We start from the raw sequence: 16248 nt of genomic DNA, 5'->3' as shown, positions 1-16248 counted from the left end.
CGTCGGTGCAGTTCCCGGTGACAGACCGAAAACGAGTACGAATCGACAGCGTCCGTTCTTCTAGCGATGACTAGCGGCTGGTCAAACGAATTCTCGGTCCCCGTCCGCTGGTGATTCAGGTACTACCGCAGCATGCGACAGTCGCCCGCTAAGGATGAGCAGGGTCACGACCAACGCGAGGACGGGAAGTTGAAACGAAAACATCTCGTCCGCGAGACCGAGGAACTCGCCCGTCAAGTTCATCGACGAGTGAATGAAGAGGACAGCGAGAATGCTCCGTTCTGTGTTGTTGTAGACCCACACGAATATCAGCGTGTGCAGCACGATACTCGGCATCCACCACCAGAGTTCCGGGTCGTAGCTGGTGTTCGCGTAGTAACCCGGGAAGAAGACGAACGCTGCGTGCCAAGCGGCCCACGTACTCCCATTGATGATCCCAGCGACGACCGGACTGAACCGTTCCTGGAGTCGGTCAAGGTAGTAGCCCCGGAGTCCGATCTCTTCGATCGCAGGAAACAGCAGACCAACTGCCAGCATGAATCCGAGCGTCGCTGGTTCTGTCAAGATCGCCCAGACGACGCTGATCGGCCGATCCGTGACGCCGAGTGCGATTGCTGCCCCGGCAGTGACGAGATTGAAGAGCGGCCAGAATACGAGGATGACGAGCCACCATTTTGCGGAGATCCGCCCGACATCTACGAGCCGACGACCCAGGTCACGAACGCGCTCGGTACCACCTGTGAGCCAGCCCATCGTGAGACCGACGAGCAGCGGACTCGCGCCACCGACGAGGAAGAGTAGGAGGTTCGTCCCCTCCCAGACGGAGGTCTCTGAGCCGAAGATGGGAGTCCAGAACAGGTACGCCCACCCGAGATAGAGAGCGGGAAAACCCCACGGTGTAATCGACTGTGCTAGGGTTTCCAACCGGTCGGTAGTCGTCATCGTCGTGAGCGCCCAACTGTACTGTCTCCTGTCAACGGAATAAAAACACGGGCGTCTCTCGTCTAGTGGGATGGTCCCGTCACTGATGCTACGCTGTTCGCCCCTGCTCTCGTAGTTCTCGAATGCGGCGGAGTTCGCCGAGCATCTCGCCGGACTCGTTGCCGTGGTCGCCCGAGATGTCGACCATTTCCACGGTGTCCTCCCTTCAGTCGCCTTCGCGAACCATCGGAATGACCTACTGTGTGCTAGCCCAATTCGTTCGGTATTGCCGTTCGTTCTCATTCGACTGAAAGAGCCCTCTCGATTTAAGCTATAATCTAGCTAACATTAGGTAGATAAACAATATATGAGCCAACTCGAAACCTCGGCGAAACCAGTATTCTCCATTCGGGGAGTGACGTTCGACTCCCAGACACTGGCTGGTGCTTTCTTCTTCACACTCGCCGCGCAGTTCATGACAGTAATCATGCTCGCGGCGGCGATGGTCCCGGGATATGACTTCCGCGCGGCCGCCATCAGTGACCTCGGCGTCTTCCCGGAGACGGCGCTCCTGTTCAACGTCTCGCTGGTCATCGTGGGGTTATTCAATCTCCTCGGTGGGTACCTTCTCTACCGGACCCACGGGAAGCGCTGGTTGCTGGCCATCTTCGCGTTGGCGGGCATCGGTGCAATCGGTGCCGTCCTCTTCCCGCTCGACACCGGTGGTATCCACGGTCTCGCCGCACTGCTCGCGTTCGTGTTCTTCAACGTGCAGGCCATCGGGAGCGCGACCTACCTCAGCGGAATCATGCGAGCACTGTCCGTCATCGCTGGGGCACTTGGCCTCGTCTTCGTCGTTCTGATGGCCCTCGGTGATGCGGGTAACGCTGCGGCGTTCGGCCCCATCGGCCACGGAGGGACCGAGCGGATGATCGTCTACCCTGTGATGCTCTGGATGGTCGCTTTCGGCGGCTACCTGCTCGAGAAGAGCGAGCGTCCCAGCGACGTTCAAGAGCCGGTATGAGTCACCGCCGACTGGTGAGCCAACACGACGGTTGTAGGTCCGGTTTCGCAGCCGTTCGATGCATGCGCCACACTCGAATCAGCCACTGAACAAAGAAGTCCCGTGAAACATCAGTACGTTCACTCCATCGTCGTGGTCGCCCTAGCCGTCGCTCTCGTGAGCACGCCGATTGGGACGGCAACAATCCCCGCCGTCCCCTCCTCTGGTAGCCTTTCCGATCAGGTCGAACTGAGTAATCAGGCGGCGACCGAGGCGTGGCTCGACGAGACGATGGCCCGCCAACTGGAGGAGTACCACGTCCCGGGCGCGGCCGTGGTCGTCGTCAGCGACGGCGAGGCGGTTCTGGCGAAAGGCTACGGGTACGCAGACCTCGCATCCCAGCGGCCTGTCGACGCCGACGGGACCGTTTTCAGCATCGGATCCACCGGCAAGCTCGTGACGTGGACAGCCGTGATGCAGGGAGTCGAAGACGGGCGACTCGAACTGGACCGCGACGTCAACGAGTACCTGACCGATTCGACCGTCAGCGTTCCGGACACCTACCCCGAACCCGTCACACTGGAACACCTCGGCACCCACTCGGCAGGCTTCGAGGACATCTTCTCGGGAATGGTCGCAGATGACTCCGACGAGATACGACCCATGGAAGACATCCTCGCCGACCACCAGCCAGCGCGGGTCAGACCGCCGGGGCAGTTCGTCTCGTACTCGAACTACGGGACTGCCCTCGCCGGCCACGTCCTCGCCGAGCAGTCCGAGGAGAGTTTCACAGGGCTCGTCGACGACCACATATTCACGCCGCTGGCGATGGACGATACGACCTACGCCCAGCCGCTACCGCCCCGGCTGGAGTCACGGCGTGCAATCGGATACACCTACCAGAACGGCGAGTATCAGCCCCACGACCCCGTAGTCTGGACGCTTCCGCCTGAGGGCGGATCGCTTCGCACGACCGCGACCGATATGGGTCAGTTCATGCTCGCTCACCTGAACGGGGGCGCTTACGGCTCTGAACGCATCCTCGAGGCCGAGACGGTCCGCGAGATGCATCGTCGACACTTCACGAAGTCTGAGGCGGTTCCGGAACTCAACGGGATGGCCTACGGATTCATCGAGATGGACCGCAACGACGAGCGCATCGTCGGCCACTGGGGCGATACGCCCCGGTTCAAGAGTCTTCTCGCGCTCTACCCCGAGCACGACACCGGGCTGTTCGTCGTCTACAACAGTCCCGGCGGGGCTCCCGCCCGGTTCGAACTCCTCCAGGCGTTCACGGACCGGTACTACCCACAGTCGGACACGCCGGTCGTGGAGCCACCGACTGGTGCCACTGAACGGGCGCGCCAACTGACCGGTGACTACCGGTCGCTGACCATCTCGGAATCCTCGTGGGAGCGCGTCCTCGGCGTGATGACACGGACGTACACCGTCGGCGTCACCGACGGGGGGTATCTGACGACCTCCTCGCTGGGGGAGGAAACTCGCCGGTGGGTCGAGCGACGACCGGGCGTCTACGAGGAGATCGGAGGGAGCGATATGCTTGTCTTCCAGTTCGGCGAGAACGGGCGCGCGACACACATGTTCCGTCACTCCTTCGGGCCAGCCACGTACGAACGCGTCCCTTGGTACGAGAGCCTCACCGTACTCCAGTCCGTTCTCGGCGCGGGCGTCGTGGCCTTCCTCTCAGTCTTGCTGCTCTGGCTCGGCGGGCCGGTGTGGCGACGATGGCGAGGAAGTGACGTTCCGAGCGACCGCGAACGGGCAGCCCGATGGCTCCTCGGCGTGGTGAGCCTGCTCTGGCTGACAGTTCTGGTGATATTCCTGTTCGCCTGGATCAATTTCAACGCCGAAGCCGCCTCACCGTCGTTGGTACTTCGGACAGGCAAGGTTCTCCGATACGTCGCTCTCGCCGGGACTATCGGGGCCGTCGTCGCGACAGGGTTCGCGTGGCACGAGGGCTACTGGAGCCGCCCCGCTCGACTGCATTACTCGGTAGTGACTGCACTCGCGCTCCTGTTCGCTTGGCAACTCTCCTTACTCGGTATTTTGCCGCTGTAGCATCCAAGACACATGATTTCAGAAGCAACGATTGACCCTTGGAGTATCGCACCATGAGACCGCAGATTCGCGAGCGTGTCATTACCCACCCTGTCGTGACGTTTTTCCTGCTCACCTACGCCATTTCCTGGATAGCGTGGCTCGGTCCCGTCCTAGAACTGTCCGAACCGATCGGAACGCTCGGATTCGTCGTCGGTGGCTACGGCCCGTTCCTCGCAGCCCTCGTCGTCACGTGGCTTGGGAGCGATTCGGTCCGGGCATGGGCACACCAGATCGTCGACTGGCGCGTCGCGCCCCGGTGGTACATCGCTGCTCTCACCATCCCACTTCTGGTCATCGCACTGACGAGTGTCGGCCTCACCGCCGTCGGCAGGTCCGTTGACCCCGGAGTGCTCCCTGGTCGCTTCTCGCTCGTCCTCGTCTCGTTCCTCACTATCGCACTCATCGGTGGTGGGAACGAGGAACCCGGCTGGCGAGGACTCGCACTCCCGAAGCTCCAAGAACAGTACGCGCCCGTGCCAGCGACGGTCATCCTCGGCGTGGTCTGGGCGCTCTGGCACCTCCCGTTGCTGGCGACTGGCACCACCGAGTTCCATGGTCTGGCGTCGTTCGTCGAACTCGCTCCGACGACCGCGGTCCGCATCCTGAACATCGTCGGGGTCGCGTTCATCCTGACGTGGATCTACAATGAGACCGGGAGCGTCCTGCTCGCTATCCTCGCACACACCGGGTTCAATACGGCCAACAGCACACTCGTCCCGCTCCCACTCGACGTCATCAGCGCCGGCGACTCCACGACGATTCTCGTGGTCACGACGGTCGCTATCTGGGTGGTTGTCGCCGTACTGCTCGTCGCCACGGGCGGTCAACTCGGGTACGAGGCCGAGACAGACGCAGCACCGACGCCAACTCCCGGCCAACGATTAGAGGGGGAATGACGACGGAAGGCGGCAGTTCCACAACCTCTTTCTCGGCATCGGGAGTCGACCTGTCTATGTCCTCCACTGAGAACGAGACCTCGTTCGTCCAGCGGTTTGGGCGGGCCTTGCTGCTAGGCATACCCGGAATCGTGGCGCTCGTCGGCTACATCTACCTCACCACACCGCCGACTGCCGTCCCGCCTGGGCTGTCGCTTTCGCTTCTCGCCCTCCTCTCGGCTGTGAATCCACTGCTACTCCTGGGCATCGCGTGTCTGCTCGGTGCGTACGCGGCGCCACGGGCGGGACTGCGGTCGTACGTCATCGAGTCGGATGGAACTGGCGACGGCATCTGGCGACGCCTCCGTGAAGATGTCAGACTCGCCGTCGGAATCGGTTTCCTCGGGGGGATCCTGATCGTCGTCCTCGACACAGTGCTGGCGCCGTTCGTCGCACAAGACCTGCCACAGTCTGTGATCGGAGCAACCAGACCGACCGTCTTGGATGTCCTCGCATACGTGCCCGTTCGATTCCTCTATGGCGGAATCACCGAGGAACTCATGCTCCGGTTCGGGCTTATGTCAGTGCTCGCGTTCGTCGGGTGGCGCGTCACCGGCCGTCGGACGGTCCCCCCACGACCGGCTATCATGTGGGCTGCGATCGTTGTCTCCGCCGTACTGTTCGGCCTGGGTCACCTGCCTGCACTCGCCCAATCGGTCGACCTCACCACGGCATTGATCGCGCGGACGGTTCTCCTGAACGCGGTCGCAGGGATCCTCTTCGGATGGCTCTACTGGCGACGGAGCCTCGAGGCTGCGGTGGTGGCTCACGCCTCTTTTCACGTCCCTCTGGTCGTGCTCTCGCTCGTTCAAGTCGCGGTGGTCTGAAAGGACGGTCCCTGCGGAGCACTGATGTGAGGCCGCTCGAATTTCACCGCTCAAACGGGTTTTCTCCCGATTGCCGCGAGTTGTACGGACGACGACCGCTCTGGTTCCAGCATCGTCGTTGCTGGAAGGTGGGGTCGAGAAGTCGCTCCACGAGACGGACCGGTTCGGAGCGGTACGTTCATCTCAGTCTCTACCGAAATCAACCGTATGTCTGACAACGTTCTCGTCGCCTTCGACGCATCTCCTCTCTCCGAGCGTGCGCTTAGATACGCTCTGGATACGTTTCCAGATGCGGCCATCACCTCGATTTACGTCATCGATCCAGTCGACTCAGTCATTGATGTGGAGGCTGGTGGCTTACCTGTCGCCGAGGACTGGTACGACAACGCCCAAGAACGAGCGAGCACGGTCCACACGGCGGCCACGGATCTTGCAGCAAAACTCGGCACCGAGATCGATACTGTCACCGAAGTCGGAAGACCAGCGACGACGATTCTGGAATACGCCGACGATAACGACGTTGACCAGATCGTCATCGGCAGCCACGGTCGATCAGGAATCGACCGGGTACTCCTCGGGAGCGTTGCCGAGACAGTCACCCGTCGAGCACAGATCCCGGTTACGGTCGTCGCATGACCTGTTCTGGGCCGAAGTGTGACGCGGGGAGGATCGCTGTGGGTCCGGAAATCCGCGCTCACAGACGGTCGGACGAAGACTCGTTCGCACACTTGAAGCGCAACCTCGACCTCAACTGGAGGAGTCGAACACGTGGCAGTTACTGAATCGGCCTCGCTCTCGACGTGTACGATCCACATCGAACGACGAGGTGGTCGTGGCGAAGCGGGAGCGCGCGCACTCGAACGAAGACTGCACAACACGCCCGGCGTCCACGACGTCGACGTCTCGTTCCGAACTGGGAGCGTTCGGATTTCCTACGACGGGAGTCTCACCTCCGAAGAGACGATCAGGCAGGCGGTCCGCGACCGGAACGTCTCACTGCAGGAGGACTCCGAGACGGGGACTGACGAGGTGAGCACCCGCTCGGAACTCAGACGGGAGGCAGTGTTCGTCAGTCTAACGCTACTCGGCATGGTGACCGGCTTGGTGATGGGGTGGCTCGATGGGCCTGCACTCCTTGAATGGTCCGGCTACGGCGTCGCGTACGTCTTCGGTGGGTGGTACGGGCTCAAAGGCGCAATCGAGACGCTCCGTCACCGCGCTGTGGACATCGACCTGCTGATGATCGTCGCCGCACTCGGGGCGCTTTCGATAGGAGCCCCGTTCGAGGGAGCGATGCTCCTCTTTTTGTTCTCGCTGTCGAACACGCTCCAGCACTACGCTATCGGCCGTTCCCGCCGGGCCATCAAGTCTCTCGTCGAGATGCGACCGGACGAAGCGCAGGTTCTCCGTGACGGAACGGAAGTCACCGTCCCTATCGACGACGTCGCCGTCGGTGACGTGTTCGTCGTCCGTCCCGGCGACAGAATCCCGCTCGACGGAATCGTCACGTCCGGTGAGGGAACGGTCGATCAGGCTTCGCTCACCGGTGAGTCAGTGCCCGTTCCGAAGGAACCCGGGGACGAGGTGTTCGGCGGGACGATCAACGAGAGCGGGAGCCTCGAAATCGAGGTCACTCGGCAGGCGCACGAATCAGCGATCACCCGCCTCATCAGCATGGTCGAAGAGGCTCAGAGCGAGAAGGCGCCGACGCAACGACTCATCGACCGCCTCGAACAACCCTACGTACTGGGCGTCTTCGCACTCACGGTCGCAGCGATCGCGATTCCGATCGCGCTCGGTGGCGAATTCACCAGCACGTTCTACCGAGCGATGACACTCATGGTCGCAGCGTCTCCGTGCGCGGTCATCATCTCGACACCGGCGGCGGTGCTCTCTGCAATCGCGTCCGGCGGGCGGCAGGGCGTCCTGTTCAAGGGCGGCGAGCACGTCGAAGCGGCGGCGAACATCGACGCCGTTGCGTTCGACAAGACGGGAACGCTCACGAAGGGCGATACGCAGTTGACTGACGTGTTCGTCCGTGACGGACCGGCCGACGAGCCGCTGACCCCGGATGAACTGCTGTCACTCGCATCCGGTGTGCAGGCCCGTTCGGAGCATCACTTGGCTCGTGCGACCGTGGCGGAAGCAAAAGAGCGGTCGCTTGCTGTCCCCGACGCGCGACGGTTTCAGTCAGTTGCCGGGAAAGGTGTCCGGTCTGACGTCGACGAGAGTACTATCCACATCGGAAACCGGAGTTACTTCGAGACTGCCCTCGAAGATGCAGTGATCGAGGGGTTCGAACCTAGTCTCGATCGGCTCCAAACCTTAGAAGCGGAAGGGAAAACGAGCGTTCTCGTCGCCCGAGAGACAGGCTGTGACGTCAGCGTGTTGGGGTGGCTCGCGTTCACCGATACGGTTCGCCTTGGTGCCGCCGAGATGATCGACGACCTCCGCTCACTGGGGGTACAGCACATAGTTATGCTGACGGGCGACAACGAGCGTGTCGCACAGCAGATTGCTGAGGAGGTCGGCATCGACGAAGTGCAGGCCGAGTTGCTACCGGAAGAGAAGGTGGCTACTATCGAAGAACTGCTGGATCGGTACGAGAGCGTAGCCATGGTTGGTGACGGTGTGAACGACGCACCGGCGCTGGCAACTGCGACGCTCGGTATCGCAATGGGTGGTGCGGGGACCGACGTCGCGCTCGAGACGGCCGATGTCGTGTTGATGGGTGACGACATCGGGAAGATACCTTATGTTCTCGGACTCGGTCGCAGGACGCGCCGGACGCTGACTGTCAACCTCGCAATCGCATTCGGTGCGATCGCGATTATGGTCGGCACGATCCTGCTACGAGGCATCCCCTTGCCTCTGGCCGTGGTCGGCCACGAGGGCTCGACGGTCCTCGTGTCGTTGAATGGACTCCGGTTACTCGGATTCCGTGAGTAACAGCCTAGACGGATCCGGAACTCCGTTCTCATCTGACGAGAGCAGTCATCTGACATTATGTTATTCCGAGTCGAACGGGTACCTGTGACTTGGCTATGAAGTCTCTCCTCTCTTTCGTCCGCCGCCATCGCTTCGCCACGTTCGTGCTTCTCACGTTCGCTCTGACGTGGCTACCCTGGGGGATCGTCGCTATTGACCTCCAGGCCGGACGATCGTCTTTCGTGACACCGCTCATCCTGCTCGGCGGATTCGGCCCCTTTCTCGCAGCCATCATCGTCGCAGCGGTCGGCGGAGACCTCCGCTCGTGGCTCAAGAATCTCGTCGACGTGCGGGCACCACTGTCCGTCTGGATTGCCGCAGTCCTGGTCCCAGTCGTCCTCTACGTCGGTGCGCTCGTCCTGTTTGTCGTTTTCGGTGGTGGGTTCGATCGAGCCGGCGTTCTCCCGGCTGCGGCGATTCCGGCAGTCGCGTTCGCGACGCTCATCAGAGGCGGACTCGAAGAACCGGGCTGGCGCGGTCTGGCCCTGCCGGTTCTCCAGCGACGGATCGGAGCGTTCCGAGCGAGCATCGTCATCGGAGTCGTCTGGGCACTCTGGCACGTCCCGCTGTTCCTGATGCCCGGAAGTTCCCAGGCGGGGACGCCCTTCGCGCTGTACGCCGCCGCGGTTATCGGAATCAGCGTTATCACGACGTGGCTCTACAACGCGGCGGGCGGTCGTGTACTCGTCGCCGTTGTCTTCCACACGCTCTCGAACGCGGTGTCGGTGACGACCGCAGGCGGCGTCATCGGCGACGAGGTGGCGTCACAAATCGCGCTGCTGGCCGTCGTCTGGGCGGTCGTGGTGATGCTAGTCTGGCGGTACGATACCGACCGTCTTTCGCCGAACTCACTCCCGGACGGTGGACTGAAGCTCGCACCGCTTTCGGGCGCGACGAGCGCCGGGACGGGCGGGGGTGCACCCCCAGACACGGACACCCCGGACTAACCGATGGAATGGGATGCCGCTAGGTTCGACCCTCACTTTCGAGGTCGTTCGCTGTCTCCTTCTCGGTGGCGGGCTTCTGCTGGTGGAGGGTGACCGGTTCGGCGCTCGCGGGACCCGCCCGACGGAGTGCGCGAGCGGGTATCGTCGGTCAGTCGAACAGGTGGGACACGAGGAATCGGCTCTCTCGCTCAACCAGGTTCTCGAACGGCGCGCAACGGTACCCATCGAAGTGGCCAATAGGATACCGGATCCGCTCGACGTCGTCGAGCTTCCGCACCAGTCGGTCAGTCGTCGAGGTGGGGATTATTTTGTCCTCCTCGGCCTGCGCGACGAAGACCGGGGCGTCGACCTCGCTGGCCCACGAGATCGGCCGGTAGATCATGATCGTGAGTGCGATGCGGGCAGGGCAGCGGTTCTCCCACGATTCACCGTCCGGAATCAGCGCTTCGATCCCCTCGACGGCGTCCGGGGTGTTGAGGATCGCGAACTCGTCTGGCGGACCAGCCAAGGGGACGTAGTACGGCCGGCGACGCGTGATCGCGCGTCCCAAGTCACGGAGAGCCGCAACGAGACCGTTCTTCAGATAGGACGTCCCACCGTTCCGGACTAGCTTCAGGGCCGTCCGCGGTCCGTCCACGAACGGTACTCGGGCGACGACTGCTGAGATGTCGTCGACTCGTCCGGCGACTTCGATGACGTGGCCGCCACTGAACGAGGTTCCCCACAAACCGAGCCGGTCGCCGTCGACGTCGGCCAACGACCGGACGTGATCGACCGCGGCGAGCCAGTCGTCTCGGTGGTCGAAGGGGTCAATGAGGTTCCGCGGCTTCCCCTCGCTGGCCCCGAAGGTCCGGTAGTCGAAGAGGAAGGTCGCCAGCCCCTGCTCCGCGAATCGCTCTGCAAAGGCTGGCAACCGCCACGTCCGTTCGCCGCCGAACCCGTGTGCCATGACCACTACTGGCGGTGTCCCGGCACCGTCCGGCCGGTAGAGCCATCCTGCACACGAGTCTCCGTGGCTACAGAACGACTCGTTCCGACGGACGACCTCCATACTGTATTCAACGGTCGAATAGCCGATATTTGTATCGGTGGTCGGACGTTCCACTGCCTCCCTACTGTCGCGACTCGGACGGAATCGCGGGCCCTAGCAGTAGTTATTGGGCACCGCGGCGAACGTCCTTGCTGAGGTGTGAGAACAGATGAGTTCCTTTCTGGTAATCTACGGGACAGGTGAAGGCCAAACGGCGAAGATCGCAGAGCGGGTCGCGACGGTGCTCAGCGAGCGCGGCCACGAGGCGAGTGCGCTGAACGTGCATGATCAACTGGAATCGTTCACACTGGAAGAGTACGATTCCGTCGTCGTGGGCGCGTCGATCCACGTCGGCAAACACCAAGGCGAGGTCCGCGACTTCGTCACCGACAATCAAGACGCCCTGTCGGAGATGCCGACCGCGTTCTTCCAGGTCTCGTTATCCTCGGCGAACGAGGAAAAACGCGAAGAAGCCGCAGGGTACGTCGAGTCGTTCCTCACTGAAACCGAATGGCATCCGGATCGAATCGGGCAGTTCGGCGGCGCGCTTCGGTTCTCCGAGTACGGGTTCCTCAAGCGTCTAATGATGAAACGGATCGCGAACGACCTTCTCACCGAGGAGCGGAAACCGACGGGTGACCTCGAGTTCACCGACTGGGACGCTGTCGACGCCTTCGCAGCGGATGTCGCCGCGTTCGTCGAAGACCGCCTCGGCGTTGTCCCGGATACCACCGAGGATCCGGCGGCATGACAGCCTAGTAACCGCCCCGACGACACACTCCGCCCTATCTTGTTGCGTCGACGCTTACCCTCCTGCTCGCGGTTGTGGCGACGAGCGTCGGACTGTTTGTCCTCGAGTTCTACCGGGACGCCGAGGTCCTCCTTCCACAGTTGTACGGGCAGGATCTGCTGACGCTCGTCGTCGCCATCCCCGCACTTTTCGGCGCCCTCTATTACGCGCACCAGGGGCCACTCCGAGGCTATGTCGTCTGGCTTGGCGTCACCGGCTACCTTCTCTATACGTACGCCTCGTACGCATTCCTCACGGCATTCAACGAACTCTATCTCGTCTACGTTGCGCTGTTCGTACTAACGCTGTTCACGCTCATCGGCGGCCTCGCGTGCATCGATCCGACAGGCCTGAAGGATGCACTCCACGATCACCTGGTTCGCGGATACGTCGCCTTCCAGGCACTCGTCGCCGGACTCGTGGCGCTGATGTGGCTCGCAGAGGTCGGCTCAGCGAGTCTCGCCGGAGTCAGACCCCCGAGCATCGCCGAGACGACGCTTCCCGTGCCTGTCATTCAGTCACTAATCTCGGCGTCGTTGTCCCGTCGTTTGCCCTCTCGGCGGCCATTCTCTGGAAGCATCGGGCGTGGGGATACGTCTTCACCGGCGTCCTCCTCGTGAAGGGTACCATTCTCGGCCTCGCGGTTCTCGCCATGATCGGATTCATGCTCCAGAACGGGCAGAGTGTTCGTCTCCCCCAGATCGTGCTGTTTGGCGTGCTGAGTCTCATCGGTCTCGAACTCACGACGCGATTCATTCGCGCAATCTCCCGCAGATCATCCAGAACCCAGACACACACTGGCACTGAACTACGAACAGACTGCCCAAGAAATACAGGGTGCGTACGGTATGGATATTTATCATAAAATGGCTCTGTTGGAATCCTCCGATATTGACAGGAAATGCGTGCAAGATACAGAGGGAAGATTCAGCGGACGACCATTGAGCAGTCCACCGAGATATCTCGTGATAAACCGAACCCCACGTTGGGGACTCAGATGGCAGGCGGACGGCTACTGCGCTTCATCGACGCTCCGACTCCCACGGAAATCAGTGCGAGAGCACCGACGACTGCTACGTGGACGCCGATCCGATAATCGAAGACGATAGCTGTCGCGCCGAGAACGAACAGCAAGAGCCCTACCAGCAAGAGAGCGTCACCGACGTAACGGGTAATCTTTTCGTTCATATCATATATTCGCATGACGGAGTCTTATCCAATTCCCTTGTTCTCACAACGAGAGAACGATCTGGGTGCGACATCACTTCTCTGTCTCACTTCCCGGCCACCTCGATTCGGCTCCTTGACCGATACGCACACGGCCCCCTGCAAACTATCTACGACTGAGGATTTCAACAGAGCTAGTCAAAACGGATTCAGCCACCGGGTTCTATCCCCCATCGTTTGAGCGGAGTGAGGGCGAAATACCGGGTCAGTACCATCGTCCAGCCTACGACCAAGATATTCGCTGATAGAGAGTGGCCCGGCCTCTCCAACATTGTTTTTATTGCACATCGGTCGCCACCATCTGTCAGTACAGTTCGATGCAGTTCCTCTCACTCGTACGGCAACGGCAGTGGACGACAGTATCCGGGTACGGTCTCTTCGTGGCTCTGATGGTCGCCGGCTACTACTACAACATCACGTTCGTCCAGCTAGGGCTTATCGATCTCGGAACCCGGCTCGTCGGAATGTCCGAGACGGTTGTCTCAATATGGATGGCGGCGCTCGCGCTCGTGACGCTCATCGTCGCAGCCGTGACCGGCGTGACGATGGACCGCCACGGCTGGAGCACGGACCTCCGAACGAGGCTCCGCCTCCTGTTCGGTGTCGTTTGCGTTCAGTTCGCGCTCACGCTCGTTGCACCGATGATTCGGAGCGTTCCCGCGTTCGGTGCATGGATAGTCTTCGCGTCGATCGGGCTCGGTGTCGGGTTTCCCGTCTCATTCTCGCTCGCGACTGACCTCGTTCCAGTACCAGATCGAGGGTACGTCGCCGCGGCGATCACGGCAATCGCGTACTTCCTGGCAAATGCGATTCCGCTCTCGTGGTCGGTTGACGTCTTCAGCCAGTTGATGGTCGCAGCGATGGCACCGGGCGTCCTCGTACTCGGAATCTTGTCGCTCGCTCGCATCGACCGTCTCGATGCGGTCCTCGACGCCCTCGGGGCGCAACACGAGACGTACGGCACCGGACGATTCTGTCACGGTGAGCCCGTTCGGACGCGGAGTCTGGCATTCGTCGTACCAGTCGTCCTGATGTTCGGCGTGTTCTTCATCGATAGTCTCGGATTCCTGCGAATCATCGACACGCCATCGCTTCTCCTGAGTTCCTGGCAATCGCCGGAGTTCTCGACGCGGCTGTTCATCGCCGTTGCACACGTCATCGGTGCAGTGATGGCCGGCGTCATCTACGCGAACTACTCGCTCTCGCGCATCTTTCTCTGGACGTTCGCACTGTTCGCGCTCACACACGTTATGTACACGTCAGACCTCCGTTTTGCAGCGTTGTTCCCGTCCATAGCCGGCGACGAGACGTCTCCCCTAAACCCCGCTCTATACGCGGTGGCAGTGAGCTTCTACACGACGCTGAACTTCGCACTCTGGCCCGACCTCTCGACGTCAGAGACGATCGGGACGCACTCTGCGATTGGCATCGGCGTCGCCGGCTGGCTCGCGACGTTCTCGAGCACCGCGCTCGCACTATACTTCCAGGCGACCGAACTCACGCTCCTCTCGCACCTGAACGTGGTACAGGCGCTCTCACTGCTCCTTCTGTTCGGGCTCGCAGTCAGCCTGTACGCGAAACGAATGGTCGAACTCGCTCGCGAAAACCGAGGTGCGAGTGTATGAGTCCGACTGAAGCCATCCCGCTCCTCGTCGTCGTCCTCCTCATGGTCTCCATCGGGGGCGCCGAAGTCCAAGAGATGTCCGTGACGTTCCAGGGAGACAACGATATCGACTCACTCGCGGACGTTCACGTCGTCGCCGGCGGAACCACCACCGTCCCGGAGGGCGCAGCTGTCAGCGGCGACATCTACGTGATAGGTGGCACCACAGACATCGACGGCACCGTCGACGGCGACGTGACGCTGCTCAACGGGAATCTCTCAGTACAGAATGGTGCGACCGTGACCGGAACCCTCCAGACGTATTCGGGCTCCGCCGATGTCAGCTCCGAAGCGTCGGTCGGTCGCGTCTCGCAGTTCGAGCCTCCGACCCCATCGAGTTCACCTGCTCGACGGGTCGGGGGGTTCATCCTGCAGTTCATCGTCCTCGGTGCGTTCGGGTGGTGGCTCGTCGAACGACACCCACTCGTCGTCGAGAACGTCGGCGCGGCCATCACCGACCACGCGCTCGTCAGCGGCGTCGTCGGGAGCCTCGGCGCGACGACCCTTCTCGTCCTCTTCGTCTATATGGCGTTCACCCTCATCTTGCTCCCGGTCGCCATCGTCGGACTCCTCGCCGAGTTCCTCGTCGTCCTCTACGGCCAGACCGTGTTCGGATATCTCATCGGGGCGCGATTCCCGATCGAGCGAGACGGCGTCGCGACGATCGTGGGGATCGCGTCATTCCTGCTCGTACTCGAACTCCTCGGACTCGTACCGTACCTCGGTGAGATCGCACAGCTCACAGTCTCGCTCGTCGGGTTCGGCGCGGTCCTGAACACGTACTTCGGTCTCCAGCGGTTCGAGCCCGTCACTATCCCCGGAGGGACCTGAGCATGTTCACAGTGCTTCGAGACCCGAGTACCCGAGCCCATACACTACGACAGCCCCGGTGTGACAGAACCCGCGCAACAACCGTCGGATGTGACTGAATGCGGTCACGATCGTATGCGGTCGCTGTCGCAGACTGGTCGCCCCGAGCGACGCTACTCGGGTACACCGTCCTCACGTACACCATCTCGTGGTCGCTGTGGACCGTGTGGGCGATCAGCGAGACCGGGTCGACACTCACAGGAACGGTCCTGTTCGTTCTCGGCGGGCTCGGACCGTTCGCAACGGGAATACTCCTCACTCGGGCATCGGATCGGTCACTGAGGGCGTGGCTTCGATCCATCTTCGAGACTAGAGTTGCACTGCGGTACTACGCACTTGCGCTCGCGCTTCCGGTCGCCCTGTTTCTGACTGCAGCCGCGATCCACGTCGTCCTCTTCGATGGCGTCGTGACACCGGACGTGCTCCCGGGTATCATCGAGTATCCGCTCTTTCTCGGGTTCATCGTCCTGTTCGGCGGCGGCCTTGAGGAACCCGGCTGGCGCGGATACCTCCTGCCAGCACTTCAAGAGACGTACAGCCCGCTCAGGGCCGGGCTCATCGTTGGCGTCGTCTGGGCCGGATGGCATCTCCCGCTGGTTTTCATCCCGGGCACCATCCATCACACGCTCCCCCTGGGCCTCTATCTGCTCCAACTCGTCGAACTCTCGATTCTGTTGTCGTGGCTCACGAACCGAGTCAATGGAAGCGTCCTGCCGGCGATACTCTTGCACGCGAGCGGCAACGCGCTCCTGAACTACTACCCGGTCGGGGGTGTCGCAGGTGCGACGAGACCGCTCGGGCTCGGACTTCTCGTCACAACACTTACTGTCGTGATCGTCGCCCTTGTCATCGCCGCTGGTCCGTTGCTTGGTGCCGACTACTCGGCTCGCTAATGTACTTATCCCTTCCACCCCAGTCTAGAGTGT

The 16248-nt window shown here is 61.7% G+C and carries 13 protein-coding genes and 1 pseudogene; 12 read left to right on the top strand and 2 right to left on the bottom strand.

Annotated features, from left to right (window positions below; all coding sequences use genetic code 11):
- Window positions 1–81: 81 nt before the first annotated feature.
- Window positions 82–942: a CPBP family intramembrane glutamic endopeptidase gene (locus C441_RS18545; protein ID WP_007276495.1), complete on the bottom strand. Its 861-nt coding sequence runs from the start codon at window positions 940–942 to the stop codon at window positions 82–84.
- Window positions 943–1288: 346 nt separating this feature from the next.
- Here C441_RS18545 and C441_RS18540 point away from each other — a divergent pair, with 346 nt between their 5' ends.
- From C441_RS18540 to C441_RS18510, 7 genes are all read left to right on the top strand, one after another.
- Window positions 1289–1945: a DUF998 domain-containing protein gene (locus C441_RS18540; RefSeq protein WP_239640863.1), complete on the top strand. Its 657-nt coding sequence runs from the start codon at window positions 1289–1291 to the stop codon at window positions 1943–1945.
- Window positions 1946–2047: 102 nt separating this feature from the next.
- On the top strand, window positions 2048–4003 hold the full coding sequence (locus tag C441_RS18535; protein ID WP_007276493.1) for a serine hydrolase domain-containing protein: 1956 nt from the start codon (window positions 2048–2050) through the stop codon (window positions 4001–4003).
- 53 nt (window positions 4004–4056) lie between these two features.
- Window positions 4057–4941 (top strand): type II CAAX endopeptidase family protein, encoded by an 885-nt coding sequence (locus C441_RS18530; RefSeq protein ID WP_193363606.1) that lies wholly within the window; start codon window positions 4057–4059, stop codon window positions 4939–4941.
- Window positions 4942–4997: 56 nt separating this feature from the next.
- Window positions 4998–5807, top strand: a complete 810-nt coding sequence (locus C441_RS18525; RefSeq protein WP_007276491.1) for a CPBP family intramembrane glutamic endopeptidase — start codon at window positions 4998–5000, stop codon at window positions 5805–5807.
- A 207-nt stretch (window positions 5808–6014) separates the two neighbouring features.
- The gene (locus C441_RS18520) at window positions 6015–6443 is read left to right on the top strand and encodes a universal stress protein (protein ID WP_007276490.1); all 429 of its coding nucleotides are present in this window, start codon (window positions 6015–6017) and stop codon (window positions 6441–6443) included.
- Between the two features lie 132 nt (window positions 6444–6575).
- Window positions 6576–8756: a heavy metal translocating P-type ATPase gene (locus C441_RS18515; protein ID WP_007276489.1), complete on the top strand. Its 2181-nt coding sequence runs from the start codon at window positions 6576–6578 to the stop codon at window positions 8754–8756.
- Window positions 8757–8851: 95 nt separating this feature from the next.
- Complete coding sequence (locus C441_RS18510; protein ID WP_007276488.1) at window positions 8852–9742, top strand: CPBP family intramembrane glutamic endopeptidase; 891 nt, start codon at window positions 8852–8854, stop codon at window positions 9740–9742.
- Window positions 9743–9890: 148 nt separating this feature from the next.
- Here C441_RS18510 and C441_RS18505 read toward each other — a convergent pair whose 3' ends face one another.
- A complete protein-coding gene (locus C441_RS18505) occupies window positions 9891–10793 on the bottom strand; it encodes an alpha/beta hydrolase (protein WP_049920709.1) in 903 nt (300 codons plus the stop codon).
- Window positions 10794–10941: 148 nt separating this feature from the next.
- On the opposite strand from C441_RS18505, the gene C441_RS18500 reads away from it, so the two are divergent.
- The 5 genes and pseudogenes from C441_RS18500 (at window position 10942) to C441_RS18475 (ending at window position 16215) form a co-directional block, all read left to right on the top strand.
- Window positions 10942–11523 (top strand): flavodoxin domain-containing protein, encoded by a 582-nt coding sequence (locus C441_RS18500; protein ID WP_049920708.1) that lies wholly within the window; start codon window positions 10942–10944, stop codon window positions 11521–11523.
- A gap of 62 nt (window positions 11524–11585) precedes the next feature.
- Window positions 11586–12427, top strand: a pseudogene (locus C441_RS18495) (hypothetical protein).
- Between the two features lie 679 nt (window positions 12428–13106).
- Window positions 13107–14414, top strand: coding sequence for a hypothetical protein (locus C441_RS18485; RefSeq protein WP_007276483.1), 1308 nt, complete (start codon window positions 13107–13109; stop codon window positions 14412–14414).
- Window positions 14411–15283: a polymer-forming cytoskeletal protein gene (locus C441_RS18480; protein WP_007276482.1), complete on the top strand. Its 873-nt coding sequence runs from the start codon at window positions 14411–14413 to the stop codon at window positions 15281–15283. Before C441_RS18485 ends, C441_RS18480 begins: the two co-directional genes overlap by 4 nt.
- A gap of 98 nt (window positions 15284–15381) precedes the next feature.
- The gene (locus C441_RS18475) at window positions 15382–16215 is read left to right on the top strand and encodes a CPBP family intramembrane glutamic endopeptidase (protein WP_007276481.1); all 834 of its coding nucleotides are present in this window, start codon (window positions 15382–15384) and stop codon (window positions 16213–16215) included.
- The last annotated feature ends 33 nt before the right edge of the window (window positions 16216–16248 follow it).

Origin of the sequence: Haloferax sulfurifontis ATCC BAA-897 (assembly GCF_000337835.1) — an archaeon.
In the GTDB taxonomy this organism is placed as follows: Archaea; Halobacteriota; Halobacteria; order Halobacteriales; family Haloferacaceae; genus Haloferax; species Haloferax denitrificans.
The sequence above is the reverse complement of the archived record's forward strand: the minus strand, read 5'-3'. Positions and strand labels throughout refer to the sequence as shown.